The organism is Niveispirillum sp. SYP-B3756, from assembly GCF_009495745.1.
Taxonomy (GTDB): Bacteria; Pseudomonadota; Alphaproteobacteria; order Azospirillales; family Azospirillaceae; genus Niveispirillum.
Window position 1 is genome coordinate 1 of sequence record NZ_WIDQ01000003.1, and the last position, 18,812, is coordinate 18,812.

21 protein-coding genes and 1 pseudogene are annotated in these 18,812 nt (G+C 62.2%); 6 read left to right on the plus strand and 16 right to left on the minus strand.

The features are described from left to right. The 10 genes and pseudogenes from GE253_RS07020 to GE253_RS07065 form a co-directional block, all read right to left on the minus strand. Nucleotides 1-199 (minus strand): annotated as a pseudogene (locus GE253_RS07020) (IS5/IS1182 family transposase); the annotation flags it as partial. Nucleotides 200-412: 213 nt separating this feature from the next. Next, nucleotides 413-1,924: an AMP nucleosidase gene (locus GE253_RS07025; protein ID WP_348770787.1), complete on the minus strand. Its 1,512-nt coding sequence runs from the start codon at nt 1,922-1,924 to the stop codon at nt 413-415. Nucleotides 1,925-2,098: 174 nt separating this feature from the next. Beyond that, complete coding sequence (locus GE253_RS07030) at nt 2,099-2,650, minus strand: cytochrome b/b6 domain-containing protein (protein WP_153203440.1); 552 nt, start codon at nt 2,648-2,650, stop codon at nt 2,099-2,101. Between the two features lie 4 nt (nt 2,651-2,654). After that, on the minus strand, nt 2,655-2,822 hold the full coding sequence (locus tag GE253_RS07035; RefSeq protein WP_153203441.1) for a hypothetical protein: 168 nt from the start codon (nt 2,820-2,822) through the stop codon (nt 2,655-2,657). Between the two features lie 101 nt (nt 2,823-2,923). Then, nucleotides 2,924-4,219, minus strand: a complete 1,296-nt coding sequence (ftsY, locus tag GE253_RS07040) for a signal recognition particle-docking protein FtsY (RefSeq protein ID WP_153203442.1) — start codon at nt 4,217-4,219, stop codon at nt 2,924-2,926. After that, nucleotides 4,219-5,568: a tRNA (N(6)-L-threonylcarbamoyladenosine(37)-C(2))-methylthiotransferase MtaB gene (mtaB, locus tag GE253_RS07045; protein WP_211101383.1), complete on the minus strand. Its 1,350-nt coding sequence runs from the start codon at nt 5,566-5,568 to the stop codon at nt 4,219-4,221. Before mtaB ends, ftsY begins: the two co-directional genes overlap by 1 nt. Further along, complete coding sequence (gene dapF, locus GE253_RS07050; RefSeq protein WP_153203444.1) at nt 5,565-6,407, minus strand: diaminopimelate epimerase; 843 nt, start codon at nt 6,405-6,407, stop codon at nt 5,565-5,567. Before dapF ends, mtaB begins: the two co-directional genes overlap by 4 nt. Nucleotides 6,408-6,524: 117 nt before the next feature. Continuing rightward, nucleotides 6,525-6,818: a type II toxin-antitoxin system RelE/ParE family toxin gene (locus GE253_RS07055; RefSeq protein ID WP_153203445.1), complete on the minus strand. Its 294-nt coding sequence runs from the start codon at nt 6,816-6,818 to the stop codon at nt 6,525-6,527. Continuing rightward, nucleotides 6,818-7,027 (minus strand): addiction module protein, encoded by a 210-nt coding sequence (locus GE253_RS07060; protein ID WP_153203446.1) that lies wholly within the window; start codon nt 7,025-7,027, stop codon nt 6,818-6,820. Before GE253_RS07060 ends, GE253_RS07055 begins: the two co-directional genes overlap by 1 nt. Before the next feature lie 86 nt (nt 7,028-7,113). Beyond that, the gene (locus GE253_RS07065; RefSeq protein ID WP_153203447.1) at nt 7,114-8,127 is read right to left on the minus strand and encodes a methyltransferase; all 1,014 of its coding nucleotides are present in this window, start codon (nt 8,125-8,127) and stop codon (nt 7,114-7,116) included. Between the two features lie 126 nt (nt 8,128-8,253). Here GE253_RS07065 and GE253_RS07070 point away from each other — a divergent pair, with 126 nt between their 5' ends. From GE253_RS07070 to GE253_RS07080, 3 genes are all read left to right on the plus strand, one after another. Beyond that, complete coding sequence (locus tag GE253_RS07070) at nt 8,254-9,891, plus strand: TMEM199/VMA12 family vacuolar ATPase assembly factor (RefSeq protein ID WP_247878534.1); 1,638 nt, start codon at nt 8,254-8,256, stop codon at nt 9,889-9,891. An 81-nt stretch (nt 9,892-9,972) separates the two neighbouring features. Continuing rightward, on the plus strand, nt 9,973-10,938 hold the full coding sequence (locus GE253_RS07075) for a glycosyltransferase family 2 protein (RefSeq protein WP_153203448.1): 966 nt from the start codon (nt 9,973-9,975) through the stop codon (nt 10,936-10,938). A gap of 37 nt (nt 10,939-10,975) precedes the next feature. Beyond that, entirely contained in the window at nt 10,976-11,413 is a 438-nt protein-coding gene (locus GE253_RS07080) for a GtrA family protein (RefSeq protein ID WP_247878535.1), read from the plus strand. An 11-nt stretch (nt 11,414-11,424) separates the two neighbouring features. Here GE253_RS07080 and GE253_RS07085 read toward each other — a convergent pair whose 3' ends face one another. The 6 genes from GE253_RS07085 to GE253_RS07110 form a co-directional block, all read right to left on the minus strand. Further along, entirely contained in the window at nt 11,425-12,222 is a 798-nt protein-coding gene (locus GE253_RS07085) for a hypothetical protein (protein WP_153203450.1), read from the minus strand. Nucleotides 12,223-12,269: 47 nt separating this feature from the next. Beyond that, nucleotides 12,270-13,037 (minus strand): DUF2807 domain-containing protein, encoded by a 768-nt coding sequence (locus GE253_RS07090; protein ID WP_153203451.1) that lies wholly within the window; start codon nt 13,035-13,037, stop codon nt 12,270-12,272. Between the two features lie 160 nt (nt 13,038-13,197). Next, a complete protein-coding gene (ligA, locus tag GE253_RS07095) occupies nt 13,198-15,345 on the minus strand; it encodes an NAD-dependent DNA ligase LigA (RefSeq protein WP_153203452.1) in 2,148 nt (715 codons plus the stop codon). Nucleotides 15,346-15,397: 52 nt separating this feature from the next. Beyond that, on the minus strand, nt 15,398-15,694 hold the full coding sequence (locus GE253_RS07100) for a ribbon-helix-helix domain-containing protein (RefSeq protein ID WP_153203453.1): 297 nt from the start codon (nt 15,692-15,694) through the stop codon (nt 15,398-15,400). A gap of 83 nt (nt 15,695-15,777) precedes the next feature. Then, a complete protein-coding gene (gene rnhA / locus GE253_RS07105; protein WP_153203454.1) occupies nt 15,778-16,239 on the minus strand; it encodes a ribonuclease HI in 462 nt (153 codons plus the stop codon). A 7-nt stretch (nt 16,240-16,246) separates the two neighbouring features. Then, nucleotides 16,247-17,209, minus strand: coding sequence for a homoserine kinase (locus GE253_RS07110; protein WP_153203455.1), 963 nt, complete (start codon nt 17,207-17,209; stop codon nt 16,247-16,249). A 269-nt stretch (nt 17,210-17,478) separates the two neighbouring features. Between GE253_RS07110 and GE253_RS26485 the strand changes: the two genes are divergently transcribed. The 3 genes from GE253_RS26485 to GE253_RS07120 all read left to right on the plus strand — a co-directional run bounded on the left by GE253_RS26485 (nt 17,479) and on the right by GE253_RS07120 (nt 18,787). Next, complete coding sequence (locus GE253_RS26485) at nt 17,479-17,610, plus strand: hypothetical protein (RefSeq protein ID WP_256387115.1); 132 nt, start codon at nt 17,479-17,481, stop codon at nt 17,608-17,610. 50 nt (nt 17,611-17,660) lie between these two features. Further along, nucleotides 17,661-18,335 (plus strand): PspA/IM30 family protein, encoded by a 675-nt coding sequence (locus GE253_RS07115; RefSeq protein ID WP_153203456.1) that lies wholly within the window; start codon nt 17,661-17,663, stop codon nt 18,333-18,335. A 173-nt stretch (nt 18,336-18,508) separates the two neighbouring features. Further along, a complete protein-coding gene (locus GE253_RS07120) occupies nt 18,509-18,787 on the plus strand; it encodes a PspC domain-containing protein (RefSeq protein ID WP_153203457.1) in 279 nt (92 codons plus the stop codon). Nucleotides 18,788-18,812: the final 25 nt, after the last annotated feature.

Below are 18,812 nucleotides of genomic sequence, written 5' to 3' on the forward strand. Positions count from 1 at the left end.
GCATCAACCGAACCGCTACCTCCGGCGCAATGCCGGGGCGGCCCGTCTGAGCGCTGTAAAGATCGGCAACCTCCGCCTCAAGCCAACCCAGATCCAGAACCTTATCAACCCGAACAAGCACATGGTCTGCTGGCAACAGCTCCCGCAGCGAGCACGCCACAAACAGCTCAGGCTGACGACGATCCTTCTGACCCAACATGGCGATGCCTCCCGTGACATCGCCATCGAATCAAAATGTTAGGGCTTTTTCAACAGGCCCTCGCCTAAAGGTTGACCTTTAGGCGACTTGGAGGCCGGCGACCGCCGGCCCGCGCCCCCGTGGGCGCGCAAGCCAAGGGCGCGGATGCGCCCGCCCGGCGCCTGAGGGAAGGCAAAATCTCCCTGGATCGGTCACGATCAAGGGAGATTGGTATTACTGGAACGCCGCCTCGGCGAAGCTGCGCAGCTTGCGGCTATGCAGGCGGGCCAGTCCGTAATCCCGCATGATTTCCATTGCCAGCATCCCGATGGCCAGATGCTGGTCCACGCGGGCGCGGTAGAAATGGTTGGCCATGCCGGGCAGCTTCAATTCCCCATGCAGCGGCTTGTCGGAGACACAGAGCAGCGTGCCGTAGGGAACGCGGAAGCGGAAGCCGTTGGCAGCTACGGTGGCCGATTCCATATCCAGCGCGATGGCGCGGGACTGGCTGAACCGCTGCACCGGCTCGCTATGGTCGCGCAGTTCCCAGTTACGGTTATCGATGGTGGCAACGGTGCCGGTGCGCATGATGGATTTCAGCTCCCAGCCCTTCAGGCCCGTCACCTTCTCCACCGCCCCTTCCAGGGCCACCTGCACTTCCGCCAGGGCCGGGATCGGCACCCAAGTGGGCAGATCGGCATCCAGCACCTTGTCTTCGCGCACATAACCATGGGCCAGCGCGTAATCGCCCAGGCGCTGGGTGTCGCGCAGGCCGGCACAATGGCCCAGCATCAGCCAGACATGTGGGCGCAGCACGGCGATATGGTCGCTGATCGTCTTGGCGTTGGAGGGGCCGACGCCGATATTGACGATGGTGATGCCGTTCCCATCCTTGCGCTTCAGATGGTAGGCCGGCATCTGCGGCAGGCGGGCCACCTTGGTCCCATCGCATTCCTTGCCGGGGAACAGGTGCTGGTTCCAGGTGACATGGTCGCCCGGTTCCACAAAGGCTTCATACTGGCTGCGGTAATGCTGGGTCGCCGGATCGTCCGACGGTTCCATGATCTCCAGCCCGCGCCGTACAAATTCATCGATATAGAACTGGTAGTTGGTGAACAGCACGTAATTCTGGAAATGGTCCGGCTTGGTGGCCGTGTAATGCTTCAGCCGGTGCAGGCTGTAATCCACGCGCGGCGCGGTGAACAGGGCCAACGGGCGTGCAGCACCAGGGGGCACCACATGGGTGCCGTTGACGATGCTGTCATCCATATAGACCAGATCGGGCAGGTCAAAATAATCGCGCAGCTGGTAAAGCCGTTCCGGTGTCAGATCACCTTCGACATGCATCCCCTCTGGATAGGCGAACTGGATGGGGATCGGTGTATCGCTGATGCCCACTTCCAACGGCACGCTGTGGTTCTTTAACAGCAGGGAGAATTGGTGCTGCAGGTAATGGTCAAACAGATCAGGCCGCGTGATGGTGGTGCGGAAGGTGCCCATGCCATGGACGAAACCATAGGACAGGCGGCTGTCGATACGGGGTTCGCTATCCATGCGGACTTGAATGAAGGGGTAGCAGGCGCGGACACGGCCGCCCAGATCTTCCCCATGGGCGAAGGCGGAAAAACGCCCGCGCAGATACGCCACGGCCTCATCATAAAGCGCCCGGACACGGGCGTAAGCGGCCTCAGCGTCGGTGAAGCTCTCCACCGAATGGTCAGTTACAAAATTTTTGGGTGAGTTCACTGTGCAAGCTCCTATGAGTTTGCACTTTTTTATGCGCCCATTCGGGGGGCTTTGGGAAGAGGGCATTTTGTGAAGACTTAACGAAAGCGGAAGCGGGTGGCGCTGGTGACACACGCCCATAGAGGTGTTGCACGGCGCAGGAAAGGGGCCGCCAACGCGGCCCCGCCTGTATCATCACGGACGCTTAAGCCCGGTCACCATGGAACGCACCAGATTTTCCCGGTGCAACAGGCTGGACAGCAGGACGCCAGCCACATGCAGGCAGACCAGGATCAGGGTACCGGTCGCTGCCGCCTCATGCAGTTCTTCAACCTGATGATGGGTCAGGGGCAGGCCCGGCACGCCATATTTCAAGGCTACACCGCTGGCCACCGTGAACAGAAGGCCGGCCAGCAAGGCGACAATCATCGCGCCGCCGGCCGGATTATGGCCGACATAGCGGGCAGCACGTCCCCGCAGCAGATCGCCCAGATAGGCGAAAAGCGCACCTGGTGAGGGAACGAATCCGGCAAACCGGGCATTGGCAGGGCCGGTCAGCCCCCAGAAAGCACGGATGGCAATGATGGCCAGGATGGTGAATCCGGCCGCCATATGGGGCAACATTATCTCTTCCGCTGTCAGCCAGCTGATAAGAAAAGCGCCCGCCAGGGTCCAGTGCAGTGCCCGGATCAGCCGGTCCCAGACCGGTATGGGGCGCGCGCTGTGGGGGATATCAAGCGTGCTCATGGCGTCAATCCTCCCCTTTCTCATCATGATCAGAATCATGATCCAGGGTGGAGGGGGCGTCGCCAGCAGTGGCGGGGCGGGGGATGGCACCGGCCTGTGCAAGCAGGGCGTAGCCACCAACGGCGACCGCGCCAAGCAGCAGGAACACGGCGGATAATTTGCCGTAATTCATGGGGGTATTCCTGAAAGGCGGAAGGCGGGGTTTCGCCTTCACACCATCTTTCATAGCCCCCATTGGCTGAACCGGCCCTGAATGGGCCGTTCAGATTGGGTTCAGTCTTCCAGCCCCACCAACGCGCGGGCAAAGGCACGGGCCTCAAACGGGCGCAAATCGTAGACGCCTTCGCCCACACCGATGGCATGGACCGGCAGCTTGAACTTCTCCGCCAGCGCCACCAGCACGCCACCGCGCGCGGAGCCGTCCAGCTTGGTCAGAATCAGGCCATTGATGGAGACCATGTCCTTGAACACCTCCACTTGGCTGTGCGCATTCTGGCCGGTGGTGGCATCCAGCGTCAGCAGGGTGGTATGGGGCGCGTCGGGCTGCAGCTTCTTGATGACGCGGACGATCTTGCGCAGTTCTTCCATCAGGCCGGCCTTGTTCTGCAGGCGGCCAGCCGTGTCGATCAGCAGCACATCGGCCCCAGCGGCGGTGGCTCGCTCCAGCGCCTCATAGGCCAGACCGGCAGCATCGGCGCCGGTCGGCTTGGAGATGACGGGGCAGCCGGTGCGATCACCCCAGATTTGCAATTGGGAGACGGCGGCGGCGCGGAACGTGTCACCCGCAGCCATCCAGACATTCTTGCCCTCCGCCCGGAACTGGCGGGCCAGCTTGCCGATGGTCGTCGTCTTGCCGGTGCCATTGACACCGACCAGCAGGATGACATGCGGCTTTTTGCTGGCATCGATCACCAGCGGCTGCGCCACCGGCTCCACGATTTTCTGCACTTCACCGGCCAGATAATCCTTCACCTCTTCCGCTGACACTTCCTTGCCGAAACGGGTCTTGGCAAGGCCATTGGCCAGGCGTGCCGCCGTCACCGGCCCCAGATCGGCGCGGATCAGCAACTCCTCCAGCTCCTCCAGCGCCTCATCATCCAGCTTCTTCTTGGTGAAGATGCCGGTAATGCCGTCGGTCAGGCGGGCGGTGGATTTGGACAGGCCGTCCTTCAGCCGGGAGAACCAGCTTTTCCGTTCCGGCTTGTCCTCCAACTCCGGCAGCGGCTCATCCGCCAGCGATACAGCCGGCGGTGGCGGGGCAACAGGAACCGGGGGCAGGCTCGCCACCGGTTCTTCCTGCGCCACTTCCACCGGGGCCGGTTCAGGTGTCGGCACCGGTGGGGCAGGGGGGGGAACAGGCGCCGGCTCAACCGCCGTCTGTTCGACTGGCGGCGGGGGTACCGGAACGGGGGCCGGGGTTTCCGCTGCCGCTTCCTTCACCGGTTCATCGGGCACCGTCGCCGCCGGCACCGGTGCCACCACCGTTTCCGTTTCGGTGACAGGGCTGCGCCGCCGCAGATCATTTTCAGGTGCGGGCTGCGGGGTTTTCTTCTTGAACCAGTTCAGCATCAGTCAAGGACCGTGGCGGTAAGTTGATGGCCGGCAATGCCGGTAATATGGGCGCGCAGGATCGTTCCGGCTTCATAATGATCGGGGACTTGCACTTCGGCAAAGCCCTCATTCCGGCCCAAACCCGGCTTTTCAACCAATACGCTGACGGAACGACCCAGTTGGGACGCCAGATAGCGGGCAACCTGCGCCTCACCCACCGCGCGCAGCCGGGCCGCGCGTTCCTTGCGAATGGGGCCGGGCACTTGGGGCATCTTGGCGGCGGGTGTGCCGGGGCGGGGGCTGTAGGGGAACACGTGCAGCCAAGTCAGCCCGCATTCCTCAACAATGCGCAGGCTGTTCTGGAACATCTCTTCCGTTTCTGTCGGGAAACCGGCGATGATATCGGCACCGAAAACAATATCCGGGCGCAGGGAGCGCGCCTTTTCGGCAAAGGCGATGGCATCATCGCGCAGATGCCGACGCTTCATCCGCTTCAAGATCATGTCATCGCCGGCCTGCAGGGACAAATGCAGATGCGGCATCAGGCGGGGTTCTTCAGCGATCAGCCGCCACAGATCCTCATCCATCTCCACCGCATCCAGGGAGGACAGGCGCAGGCGCGGCAGTTCCGGCACGGCGGCCAGAAGGCGGCGGGTCATCTGGCCCAGGGTCGGCTTGCCCGGCAGGTCAGCCCCGAAGGAGGTGATATCCACCCCGGTCAGCACCACCTCATTATAACCGGACGCCACCAGGGCGCGGACTTGGGCGACAATCTCCCCCATCGGCACGGAGCGGGAATTGCCCCGGCCAAAGGGGATGATGCAGAAGGTGCAGCGATGGTCGCAGCCATTCTGCACCTGAACGAAGGCGCGGGCGCGGCCTTCCATCCCCTGGATCAGATGGCCTGCCGTCTCCGTCACGCTCATGATGTCGTTGACGGCGACCCGTTCCGCCGTGCCGGTGCCGAAATCGGCCCAGGGGGTGGCGGTCAGCTTGGCATCATTGCCCAGCACATGGTCCACCTCGCCCATGGCGGCGAATTTTTCCGGGTTCACCTGGGCGGCACAGCCGGTGACAATGATCTTCGCCTCGGGCCGCTCGCGGCGCATCCGGCGGATGGTCTGGCGGGCCTGACGCTCCGCCTCTGCCGTGACAGCACAGGTATTGATGATTACCACATCCGCCAGCCCGGCTTGACGCGCATGGGTGCGCATCACCTCTGATTCATAGGCGTTCAGCCGGCAGCCGAAGGTGACCAGCGTGGGTTCCCCGGCCCCGCCGGTCACTTCCGCCGGGCCGCCTTCGGCACCCTCATGCGCATGGTCATGCAGGTCGGCGGCGTCGGGCAGGTTGGTTTCCACGCTCATGCCGGCACGCCCAGCAATTCCGGCCCCAAGGTACCCCGGAAAGATCTCGCCACCGGGCCGGTCATCAGCACATGGCCGTTTTCCAGCCATTCAATGATCAGGTCACCACCATCCAGCGTCACCGTCACACGGCGACCCTGCACCAGCCCGCGCCGAATAGCGGCGACGCCAACGGCGCAGGCACCCGACCCGCAAGCCTGGGTGATGCCGGCCCCGCGTTCCCATACCCGCATCCGCACCGCTGCCGGGCCGGTGACATGTGCCACCTCAATATTGGCGCGGTTGGGGAAGATGGGATGGGTTTCCAGCAGGGGGCCGAAGCGCGGCAGGTCCACCGCTTCGGCATCATCCACGAAGAACACGGCATGGGGGTTGCCCATATTGACGCAGACCGGATCGGCCAGCGGCCCTTCGGCCAGATCGACATGGGCGGTATCGCTGGCATGGGCCAGCGGGATGGCCTGCCAGTCCAGCCGGGCTGGCCCCATATCCACCGTCACCAACCCATCGGCACGGATGCTGCAGGCCAGCAGGCCGGAAATGGTCTGGATGGTTAGGTGATCGCGCCCCAGATCGCCCGCCACCAGGGAGGCGACGCAGCGCGTGGCATTGCCACAGGCCCCAGCCTCGCTGCCATCGGGGTTCAGGATGCGCATGAAGATATCGGCGGCCGGATCGACAGGCGGTTCAATGACGATCAACTGGTCGTAACCGATCCCTTTTCGCCGGTCGCTAATGGCGCGCGCCTGCGCAGCCGAAAAACGGATCGGTTGGGTGCGACCGTCCACAATGACAAAGTCATTGCCCAGCCCGTGCATCTTGAGAAAGTCGATCATCATGATGCGGCGTTATATGGCGATCCGGGGGCAAAGGTAAATGGCCGTCCCGCCAGGGGCGGGAATGCGTGGGGCAGGGGGATGTCTTCGGGAGAGGGGTATAATGTTACAAGCACACAATTACTGCGCCTGCCGCTTCCAATGGGCTGGGTTACGCTTTGCGTGCAGGCAAGCGAAAACCTCTACCACCTCCCCCCGGATGCGGAAAAACAGACTATAGGGGAAGCGGCGAAACACGGCCCGGCGAATGTCCCGCCGCACGGTTTGATAGAGGGTTGGGTTGTTGGCCAGTTGCCGGGCAACAGCCAGGAATTCGTCCATGAAGTGCCGGCCAAGGCCGGGCAGTTCAGCATCGTACCAGTCCCGTGCGGCGGCAAGGTCAGCCTCCGCCTGCGGGGTCAGAACGACCCGCATCAACGGTAATGGGCTGTCAGATCATGATAGGTGGCAAGGGCATCACGACCCTGTTTAATGTCCTCGTCCAAGGTCGCATAACGGCGGTCAAGCTCAGCACTTTGTTCATCGGTGAGCGGGATATGCGCTGCCTCGATGCTGTCCCAGAGCGCGCCGATCAGGTCCAGTTTCTCGCTCGCGGTCAGGCGGCTTAAATCAGGCATTGGCATGTCGGGCTGCTCCCCGGAAACACATCTTATGCAAAGATAATTTAGTTGATCATGAAGCTGATGGCAATGCGGGGTGCATTGGAACCTTACGCCCGCGCCTCAATCAGCTTGAAGCCATCGGCCTCTGCCACCAGCCGGCGGTCCTTGAAATGGGCGTCGATCACCGCTTCATAGGGAAGCTGGCGGTTGGCCACCATCAGCAGCAATCCGCCTTTTTCCAGGCAATAGGCTGCCTTCTCGATGAAAGCCGCCCCCAGTTCCACGTCGGTGGCCTTGCCGCTGTGGAAGGGCGGATTCATGATGACGCTGTGATAGCGCTGGCGGGGCAGGCCCTGGGTCACGTCGGCCCAATGGAAACGCAGCGGCGTTTCGCCGGCCAGCGGTTCCACATTCAGCTTCGCCGCTTCCAATGCCGCGGCATCCGCCTCGAACAGGTCCAGCCCCTTCAGGTGGCGACCGGTCTTCAGCAGCTTGGAAGACAGATAGCCCCAACCGGCCCCCAGGTCGGCGATGCGACCACGCACCTCCCCCGGCAGATGGTCGGCCAGAAGCTTGGAACCCCGGTCGATCTTGTTCCAGCCATGCATCCCCGGCCCGGCATGAAAGCCGGTCTCATTCACCAGCCTTGTGCGCCCGCCGGCCAGCCAGGATTGCAGCATGTCCGGCATCGCCCCTGCCTGCTTGCGGGTCCAGAAGATGCGGGCATGGAATTTGGAAGCCGATTCCACTGGCCCCAGCGCCTTGGCCACATCTTTCTGCAGGCTGGCCGCACCCGTATCATTATCACCCGCCGCCAGCAGCAGCCCGCCCACGGGCAGCGCCGCCCAGGCCTCTGCAATGGCGGCCAGGCTGTCGGCCTTGTGCTTGCTCAGCGGGCAGAGGGCGGCATCATAGGGGCCGTCGGACACGGTTTGCGTTACCCGGAACCCGGCATTGGCCAGCGCGTCATGGTCCGGCTTGAAACCGGTAACGCAGGCCAGCCGGGTTTGCCACCCCGCCTCCAGCGCCGCATCAGCGCGGGCACGCAGCATCAGGGCCTGGGCCGGCAGGGCAAGCATACCGGTGGCGAAGGGGTAGAGCAGGGCTTTGATCGTCGTCATGGGATCGGGCTGTACCCGATTGTGTTATGGCTGTACAGGCCCGCCTTGATCTTGCCCCACACCCCGCCTATCAGAAGGCAATAACCCTGGCCCTTGCCGGCCCTGCATCCCTGGTGATCTGCCCCCATGTCGCCCCACACCCTTGATGCCGATGCCCGCCGCTGGCGTCTGATCTCCACCCTGGTTCTGGCGCTGTTTCCGGTGCTGGTTGGTTTCTGGTCGCTGTCCCTGGGGCAGGACGGGAATTGGGATTTGCGTAATTACCATTGGTATAATGCCTATGCCTTCCTGAATGGTCGCGAACTGACCATGGATGTGGCACCAGGGCAGGTGGCCAGCTTCTATAATCCCACGCTGGATTTGCCCGTATATCTGCTGGCACAGGTGCTGCCGGCGCGCGGTGTCTCCTTCGTGCTGTCCTTCGTGCAGGGGCTGAATATTCTGCCGCTGTTCGGGCTGGCCTTTGCTCTGTTGGCCCCGCTGGCGGCCGGCGCACGGCTGCGCACCCTGGCGGCCCTGCTGCTGGCCGTGGTCGGCTTCTGCGGGGCGGGGCAGTTGGGTCTGCTGGGTGCCACTTTCTATGACAATGTGATCAGCCTGTTCGTGCTGGGGGCCGCCTGGCTGGTGGTGGCCAGGGCCGATACGGTGTGGCAGGGCCGACTGGTTGCTGCTTACAGCGTGGTGGGGCTGGCCGGGCTGCTGGTGGGCAGTGCCGTGGGGCTGAAACAGCCGACGCTGCCCTTTGCCGTGGGGGCCTGCTTTGCCTTCCTGTTCATTGCCGGGGGGCTGTGGCGGCGGTTGTTCCTCTCCTTCTTCTTCGGCATCGGGGTGATTGCCGGCATGGCCCTGTTCTCCGGCCATTGGATGTGGCATCTCTGGACCTATTACCAGAACCCGCTTTTTCCCTATTTCAACGATGTCTTCCGTTCCCCCTGGGGCGTGCCGGAGGCGTATCGGGATGACAAGTTCATCCCCCATGGTCTGGTCGCCAGCCTGCTGTTCCCCTTCACCTGGGTGATGGACCCGAAGAAGGTGGGGGAGATCATTTTCCGCGATCTGCGCGTGCCGCTGGCCTATGTCGTGCTGCTGGCCACGCCCATCATCATGTTGGCCCTGCGCGGGCGCAAGGTGCCGGCATTGGTGGACCGGCGTGCCGCCCTTTATGTGATTGTCGGCTCGGCCATCACCTATCTCGTCTGGCTGAAACTGTTCGCCATTTACCGTTATCTGATTCCGCTGGAAATGCTGGCCCCCATCGTGATGCTGGCTGCCGTGGCGCTCTGGCCGCTGCCGGTGAAGGCACGCGGCGGCATCATGCTGGCGCTGCTGGTGCTGGTTTCGGTGACCGGCAAGCCTGGCACCTGGGCGCGGGTGCCCTTTGCGGACCGGTTTGTGGAGGTGAAGGCGCCGACACTGCCGGACCCGGATCACACCATCATCCTGCAAACCGGCTACGCCCCCACCAGCTTCCTGATCACCGGTTTCCCCAAGCAGATCCCGTTCCTGCGCCTGCACAGCTATTTCATCCATCCCGACCATGGCGATATCAAGCTGAACCAGGTGATGCGGGAACGCATCGCCCAGCATCAGGGCGATTTCTATTGGCTGGTCGCGCATTGGGAAGTGTGGACGGCCAAAGATATTCTGCCCCGCTATGGCTTGGCTGCGGATATGGATCATTGCCAGCTGGTCACCTCCAACCTGGATGAACCGATGATGCTGTGCCGGGTGGTGCGCCAGGATACCTCTGCGCAACCGTCATAAAAGGGGCCAGTTTCCGCTGCATCTTTTCCCCATTGGCCGTGTTATCAATGCGTTCCAACCTCGCTTCGGGCTGCCGCTTCCATGTCGATCCTTGAAAATGTCCAGACTGCGCCGCACATTGCCGTGCTGGTGCCCTGCTATAATGAGGAAGCCTCCATCGCGGCAGTGATCCGTGACTTCAAGGCGGCCCTGCCCACGGCGACCATTTACGTCTATGACAACAATTCCAAGGACCGCACGTCGGAGGTTGCCCGCGCCGCCGGCGCCGTGGTCCGGCGGGAGCCTTTGCAGGGCAAGGGCAATGTGGTGCGCCGCATGTTCGCCGATATCGAGGCGGATGTGTATGTGATGGTGGATGGCGACGATACCTATCATGCCCCCTCCGCCCCGGCCCTGGTCTCCAAGCTGCTGGATGACAAGCTGGATATGGTGAATGGCGCCCGCGTCACCGATTGGGAGACGTACCGGGCAGGCCATCGCTTTGGCAACATCATGCTGACCACCCTGGTGACCATGGTGTTCGGCAAGCGCACGGACGACCTGCTGTCGGGCTACCGCGTCTTCTCCCGCCGTTTCGTGAAAAGCTTCCCGGTGCTGGCCGGCGGGTTTGAGATTGAGACGGAACTGGTGGTGCACGCGCTGGAAATGTCTATGCCGCTGGGCGAGGTGGAAACCCCCTATAAGGACCGCGCACCCGGCTCCGTTTCTAAGCTTTCCACCTTCCGCGACGGTTTCCGCATCCTCTGGATGATCGGTAAGCTGATTAAGGAAGAACGGCCGATGCAGTCCTTCGGTATCATCGCCCTGCTGCTGGCGCTGATTTCCATCATTACGGCGGTGCCGCTGTTCATCACCTATTATGAAACCGGGCTGGTGCCGCGTTTCCCCACGGCCGTGCTGGCCACAGGGCTGGGTCTGCTCTCCTTCCTGTCGCTCACCTGCGGGCTGATCCTGGATACGGTGACGCGGGGCCGGCGGGAAATGAAGCGTCTGCGCTATCTGGAAATCCCGGCACCGGATTTCGACAGCGGCTTCCTGAAGCCGTAAAGGGCTGATGCCGGAACCCGCCATGACGGATGCCACCATGCCCCGCCCTGTTTCGCGCGAATTGCTCACCTTTGGCCTGATCGGTATCGGTGGGCTGTTCGTTGACATGGCGGCACTGGCTTTTGCATTGCATGGGCTGGGGCTGGATTTTTACGGTGGCCGCCTTTTTTCCTATCTGATTGCGGTCACGTTCACCTGGTACATGAACCGGCGCTTCACCTTTGTCGGTATCAGCCGCCGGGCTGCCTTGAAGCAATGGGCGAAATTCACGGCGGCCAACAGTATTGGCGCGCTGGTGAATTACGGGACTTATGTGTTGGTGTTGCAGGTTGGCCCCGGCATTCTGGCGGCGTTGGGGCTGGATCAGATGCTGGGGCCGTTGCTGCCCTATGCCGGCGTTGCCGCCGGCAGTGTCTCGGGACTGGTATTCAACTTTGCCATGTCGAAGTTTGTGGTGTTCCGTCGGCCTGCATAAGGCAGGGGACATCAATCCACCGACTTGCCATTAATGGTGACGGAGGCAAGGCCGGAACGGTTGATCTGCTGGTCGTGCACCTTGCCTTTGAATTCCACGCCACCCAGGCCGGAAATAGTGACGCGCAGCATCTCGGTATCCCCGTCATGGATATCGATATCGCCCACGCCGCTGACCTTGATATCCACAGGCCCTTCCACTCGCCCGGCATTGACATTGCCAAAGCCGGTGATGGTGAAGTGTGCCCCCTGACCGACGGATTTGAAGTCCATATCCGCTGCCCCGCTGACCACGCTGGTCAAAGGGCCGGCGATGCTGCCAGTCTTGATGCTGGCAGCGCCGGCCACCGTCAGGTCAGCCTGTTTCAGATTGCCGGTCTTTATATCGGCTGCGGTTTTGATGGTGGCGTTCAGCGGCCCGTCCAGATCGCCCAGGTTCAGCGCACCGACCATATCTTCCACTGTTACAGTACCCTGGCGCGGCATGGTGACGTGGATCTGGATATCTTCTGACTCCAGCTTCCAGGAAAAACCTTCCTTTTTCACATAGGCTGGGCGGGAAATAACCACATCCCCTTTTTCCCGTAACAGTTCGATCTTGCGGATTTCCCGCTCATCCTTGCCGGAGATGCGGATTTCGATCTGGCCTGGCGCACCGTTGGTTTCGACAGTCACGGTGCCCATGACATTGCGCAACACCAGCTGATCACCGGGCAGGGTTTGCGGGTCAAGGGTTGTAGCGGCGGCGGGTAGACTGGCCATACCGGCAAAAAGGACGGCCTGCAGCGTGGCACGAAGACGACGCATCATATTTCCCATCAAGACTATCTTGAAGAAGTGACAGTTTCAGGCGGTGCTCAGCTGGCGCGGCCCGTCACCTTCACCGAACCGGAACCGTTATTATTGATGGCCTGACTGCGGGCCACCCCATCCAGGGTCACTTGACCGGAGCCGGCAATGGAAGCGGCCAGCGGGTCGGCGGTTCCGCCGCGCAGATTAATATCGCCGCTGCCATTCACGCTGGCGGCGACGGGGCCATTGACGCGGGCGATATCGATATCGCCGCTGCCATTGATTTCCAGCTTCACCTCCCCCTGGGTGCTGCCGGTTGCCACGGATCCGCTGCCGTTGATTTCCACCTCCAACGTGCGGTCGATATCGCCAACCTTGATCTTGCCGGAACCTGAAACCGAAAGTTTCGCGGTGCTGACATGGCCGATTGTCAGGCTGCCGCTGACAATATCATCCACCTCCAGCGGGCCGCGCAAATCGCCAACCTTGCCGTCGCCGATGAAATCCTCAATCTCCAGCCCCGTCCCGGCGGGCAGCCGGACGGTCACCTGGATCTGGTCATCCTCGCCCCGCCAGGAGGAACCGTCCCGCCTATTTTTTTGCTCGATCACCAGCGTGCCCCGGCTGGCATTGACGCTCACTTCCGCCAACCGCTTTTCCGGGCCCGTCACCTCCACCGTCACCTTATCCGTGTTGGCGACCGTGACATCCAGCTTGCCATAGACCCCATCGATCTTGACGGCACTGGCATCATAGCTCTGCGGACCGAAGGCGAAGGCCGGCAGTGGCAGCAGGCAAAGGGCGGTGGCGAGCAGTAAGTTCCTTGGCGACATTTTTCAGCATCCCCCGGCTGGCTTGTTTCCAGCGGGGAATAGCAATGGCCATGCCAATGGCGGAAACGCTGGAATCTCAGAAAAAACCTGTCGCCGGGTTGGCGAAGGTGTGGGGTGGGACGCCACACCTTCGCCATTTTCACTACACGTTGATGAGCAGTTACCCGCCGATCAGCGCTTTCCATTCCTCTTCCGACAGAATGGTGACCCCCAGTTCCTGCGCCTTGGCCGCCTTGGAACCAGCGTCGGCACCGGCCACCAGGTAATCGGTTTTGGCGCTGACGGAACCGGCCACCTTGGCGCCTAAGGATTCCGCCTTGGCCTTGGCCTCCGACCGGCCCATGGTGGTCAGCGTGCCGGTGAAAACCACCGTCTTGCCGGCCACGGGGGAGGTGCTGGCCACCACGGGCGGCACATATTCCGCCGGCTTCACCTGTTCCAGCAGGGCGGCCAGCGCGTCCAGATTATGCTGTTCGCGGAAGAAATCGGTCAGGTCGTCGGCCACGCTCATGCCGATCTGTTCAATCGCGCACAGCTCCGCATAGGCCTCCCCTACCAGTTCGGCCTTCTTCTCTTCCCGCTTCTCCGCCCGTTCGGATGCTGCCTGCACCATGCGGGCCTGCCAGTTCTCCACCGTGCGGTAGGAACGCGCCAGCAGCTTGGCTGTTGCCTCCCCGATCTGGCGGATGCCCAGTGCGAAGATGAAACGGTCCAGGGCGATGCTGCGCCGCGCCTCGATAGCCTGGAAAAGCTTTTCCACCGATTTCTTGCCAAAGCCGGTCATGCTGACCAGCTTGTCCAGCCGGGTGGCCTCCTTGGCTTCCAGGGTGAAAATATCAGCCGGCTGGCGGATGCGCCCCTGTTCAAAGAACAGCTGGATCCGCTCAATGCCCAAGCCTTCAATATCAAAGGCGTTGCGGGACACGAAATGGCGCAGCCGTTCCACCGCCTGCGCCGGGCAGACCAGTCCGCCGGTACAGCGGGTGACAACCTCCCCTTCCTCCCGCACGGCAAGGGAACCGCATTGCGGGCAATGATCGGGGAAGGCGAAGGGCAGGGCGTCTTCCGGGCGTTTATCGGGCACGAAGCCGACAATCTGCGGGATCACATCGCCGGCGCGCTGGACGATCACCATATCGCCAACGCGGACATCCTTGCGCTCGATCTCATCCTTGTTATGCAGGGTGGCGCGGCTGACCACGACGCCGCCGACATTCACCGGTTCCAGCTCCGCCACCGGGGTCAGCGCCCCGGTGCGGCCGACCTGGATGGAAATATCCTTCAGCCGGGTCATGGCCTGTTCGGCCGGATATTTATGCGCCGTCGCCCAGCGGGGCGAACGGGAGATGAAACCCAGCCGTTCCTGCAGGGCCAGATCATCCACCTTGTAGACGACCCCATCGATATCAAAGGGCAGGGTGGGGCGCTGGGTGCCGATCTCCCGGTAATAATCCAGCAATTCCCCCGCATCGGTGCAGCAGCGCGATGGGGTGGACAGGGTAAAGCCGAATGCCGCCAGCCGCTGCCGGCTTTCCCACTGGGTCTTGCCCAGCGGTTGCGACAATTCCCCCCAGGCATAGGCAAAGAAGCGCAGGGGCCGGGTGGCGGTGATCTTCGCATCCAACTGGCGCAGGCTGCCGGCGGCGGCATTGCGCGGGTTGGCGAAAATCTTCTCCCCCTTTTCCGCCTGGGTGCTGTTCAGTTCCAGGAACTCGGCGCGGGTCATATAGACCTCGCCCCGCACCTCCACCACCGCCGGCGCATCACCCGTCAGTTGCTGGGGGATATCCTGGATGGTGCGGACATTGGCGGTGACATCCTCCCCCTCCGCCCCGTCGCCACGGGTGGCGGCCTGTATCAGCCGGCCCTGTTCATAGCGCAGCGACAGCGACAGCCCGTCAATCTTGGGCTCGGCCACGAAACGGACCGGTGCATCATCAGCCAGATTGAGGAATCGGCGGATGCGGCCGACAAAATCGGTCACATCTTCATCCTCAAACGCGTTGGCGAGGCTGAGCATCGCCACCTTGTGCTTTACCTTGCCAAAGCCGCTGCCTGGTGTGGCACCCACGGTCTGGGTCGGGCTGTCGGCCGTCATCAGTTCGGGGAAGCGCACTTCCAACAGGCCCAACCGCTGTTCCAGCCGGTCATAATCGGCATCCGAAAGGGCAGGGGCGTCCTTGGTATAGTAAAGTTCCCGGTGATGGCGGATTTCCCTGACCAGGGCTTCATGCTCCTGCCGGGCCTGATCCAGGGTCAGGTCATCAATGGCGATCAGGCGCAGGGCGGTCGCTTGTTGGGCTGTCATGGCGCGTCGGATGCTGAGGGATTGGTTGGCGCTGTTTTAGCAGCCTGTCCCCTTAACAGGGCAATAAATTTGCCGGCTTCAGCTTATGCAGGCTGTTCGGTTCGCAGGCTGCTTGAAAATATGCAAGGGCAAATAAATCCAGCTCAACCGAAAGACCGCGTTGAGCATTATTGCGCAGTACCTGCTCGACAAGTTGTTGGAGCGAAATACGTTCGTAGATACAGATATCTTCCAGCGCGCGCCAGCACTCTTCCGACACCCGGGCATAGTGGGCGCGGCCATCTACCATGAAGCAGCGCCGGCGCAGACGATAAGAAAGATTGTTAAGCCCGTTCAGGAAACGGTTCACTCTTTGCCGCCGCACTGAATGATGGAGTTGCCACACTTTACACCATTTGATGAGGCGTGCGCAATTCCACTTCTGCTAGTAGATCAAGGCTTTTCCCGCGCGTCACGCAGGCCATCGCGTGCCAGTTGATCGGCCCGTTCATTTTCCGGATGACCGGCATGACCTTTGACCCAGTGGAATTCCACCTTGTGTCTGGCGACGGCTGCATCCAGCCGCTGCCATAGGTCAGCATTTTTCACCGGATCTTTGGCCGCCGTGCGCCAGCCATTGCGCTTCCAGCCATGAATCCAGGTGGTGATGCCGTTTTTCACATATTGGCTGTCCGTATGCAGCCGAATGGGGAGAGGGCGCTTCAGAGCCTCCAGGCCGCTGATCGCAGCCATCAACTCCATGCGGTTGTTGGTGGTGTCGGGCTCCCCACCCTTCAGCTCTTTTTCTACACCGCGCCAGCGCAGAATAGCCCCCCAGCCACCGGGCCCAGGGTTGCCGCTACATGCACCGTCGGTGAAGATGTCCACGACATCTTCTTCCTGGTCGCTGTCCATCACCGGCTCAGAGGCCATAATCGTTCAGCGTCCGGATTTGCTGGTGGAAGCGCAGCTTGTGCAGATATTCCAGCGGGTCTTTGCGCTTCACCAGCGCGCCAGCTGGTGTGTTCAGCCAGTCATAGAGCCGGGTCAGCAGGAAGCGCATGGCGCTGCCGCGCGCCAGCAGCGGCAGGGCGTCACGCTCCGCCGCGCTCAGCGGGCGCACCCTGGTATAGCCATCCAGCAGCAGCCGGGCCTTGGTGACATTGAAAGCGCCGTCCGCCTCAAAGCACCAGGCATTCAGGCAGATGGCCACGTCATAGGCCAACAGGTCATTGCAGGCAAAATAGAAATCGATCAGGCCCGACAGCGCCCTATCCTTGAAGAACACATTATCGGGGAACAGATCGGCATGGATGATGCCGGCGGGCAGCCCGTCACGCGGCCAGCTGGCCTCCAACAGGTCCAGTTCGGTTGCCAGAATATCGGCCAGACCGGGCTTCACCTCATCCGCACGGGCGCGGCTGGCCTCGAACAACGGGCGCCAGCCATCCACCGACAGGGCGTTGCGGCGCGACAGGCCAAAGCCGTCACCGGCCAGATGCAGGCGGGCCATGCCTTCGCCCAGCTGGGCGCAATGTTCAGGCTGGATACGGCGGGGCCACATACCGGCCAGAAAGGTGACGATCACCGCCGGCCGATCACACAATTCCCGCAGGGCCACACCGTCGCGTCCAGCTACAGGCTGCGGACAGGACAGGCCGCGCGCAGCCAGATGGTCCATCAAACCGAGGAAAAAGGGCAGATCAGCCGGGTTCACCCGCTTTTCATACAGGGTCAGGATGAAGGGGCCGCGATCCGTCACCAGAAGGAAGTTGGAATTCTCCACCCCTTCGGCGATGCCCTTGCACGAAATCACATCGCCCAGATCATACTGGGCGACGAACGTGCGCACATCCTCGTCGGATATTTCTGTATAGACAGCCATCGTAGGGCTTTGCCTAACCGGTTCCGGGGCCCCGGTCAATCGGCCAACGCCTGGCAGTGGCGGGAAAATTTCAGCGCATTCTGGTGCGGTGGTGAATTTCACCAATGTGAATGAGTGATTTTGCTATCAGGTGGTGTTTTTAGCTACGTGGCACCAAGGGGCTGTCAGAGAAATGGCGGATTTCAGCCATTCTCAAACTTGGCACGGTGGTTGCTTTTAAGCTGGCATGGCCAAGACGGCCAGCGAAATCCAGATGAAGGACACCGACCATGACCACGATGACCGCTTCCCGCCGCTTCACCCAGGCTAATGACAAGGCTGACCGTCAGGCGCTGATTGAAATGGTGCCTGTCATGACCATCGCCCTGGTGGTGATGTTGATCATCAACAGCCTGCTCTGATCGACGACAGCACCAAGCACTCCGTTTTCCCGCCTGAAGGAGCCCCCATCATGGGCCTGATCGACCGTATCGGCGATGTGATCAATGCCAACCTGTCCAGCCTGCTGGATCGGGCGGAAGACCCGGAGATCGCGTTGAACCAGGCGATCCGGGAGATGGAGGACACGCTGTCCGAACTGCGCTGCGGCACTGTCCGCATGATCGCCGAACGCAAGGGCCTGTCGGAAAACTGGCGGGCGGCTGAGTTCGAGATGCTGGAATGGGAGCGCAAAGCCGAAACCGCCCTGACCCACGGGCGGGAAGATCTGGCCAGGGCGGCCCTGGCCGCGCGGGAGGAAATCCGCCGCGCCGCCGCCCCGGCCGAGGCCGAATTGCAGGCATTGACTGATGCCATCGCCCGCATGACTGAGGATGCGCGCCAGTTGGAGGCGAAGCTGGCCGAAGCCCATGCCCGTCGCCGCGCCCTGGCCGCCCGCTATCGCGGCGCTGTCGACCGGCTGCGGGCCCGCACCACCTTGTATGACGGTCGGCTGGATGACGCCATGGCCCGGTGCGCCGAGATTGATCGGGAGATCGACTGGGTGGAAGCCAAGGGCGAAACGCTGAGCCAGCGGCGCCCCCGCGACCTCTCCGCCGAAATCGCTGCCCTGGAAAGCCAGGGCAAGGTGGATGAGGAACTGGCCGCCCTGAAGAAACGTCTGGCGGAACGCGCCGACCGCGCTTGAGCGAATGCGGGGGATGCCGCCGCCCGGCGCTTGAGGGAACTGAACATGCCCAAGAGCCATGATCCATGGCTCTTGGAGGCCAGCGACCGCTGGCCCGCGCCACGTGGCGCGTAAGCCAAGGCGGCGGATGCCGCCCGGTGCTTGAGGGAACTTATTGAAATAAGGAGAGAAACGTGAACCGCTTTGACCGCTATGCGCAGAATATCCGCAGCAGCAAGCTCTATAAGAACAGCGTGAATGGCATGGTCTGCGGCGTCTGCGCCGGCCTGTCCGACTGGCTGGGACTGAAAAGCTGGGCGGTGCGGCTGGTCGCCATCCTGGGCCTGATCTTCCTGACCGGCCCGACCCTGATCGCCTATTTCGTGGCGGCCCTGGTGTTGAGCAACCGTCCGGTGGCCCGCTATGACCGCTACGCCCGCGCCTTCGGCTATGACGAGCCCTATCGTCGCTGATCACCATCCTCGGTCCGGCCCATCC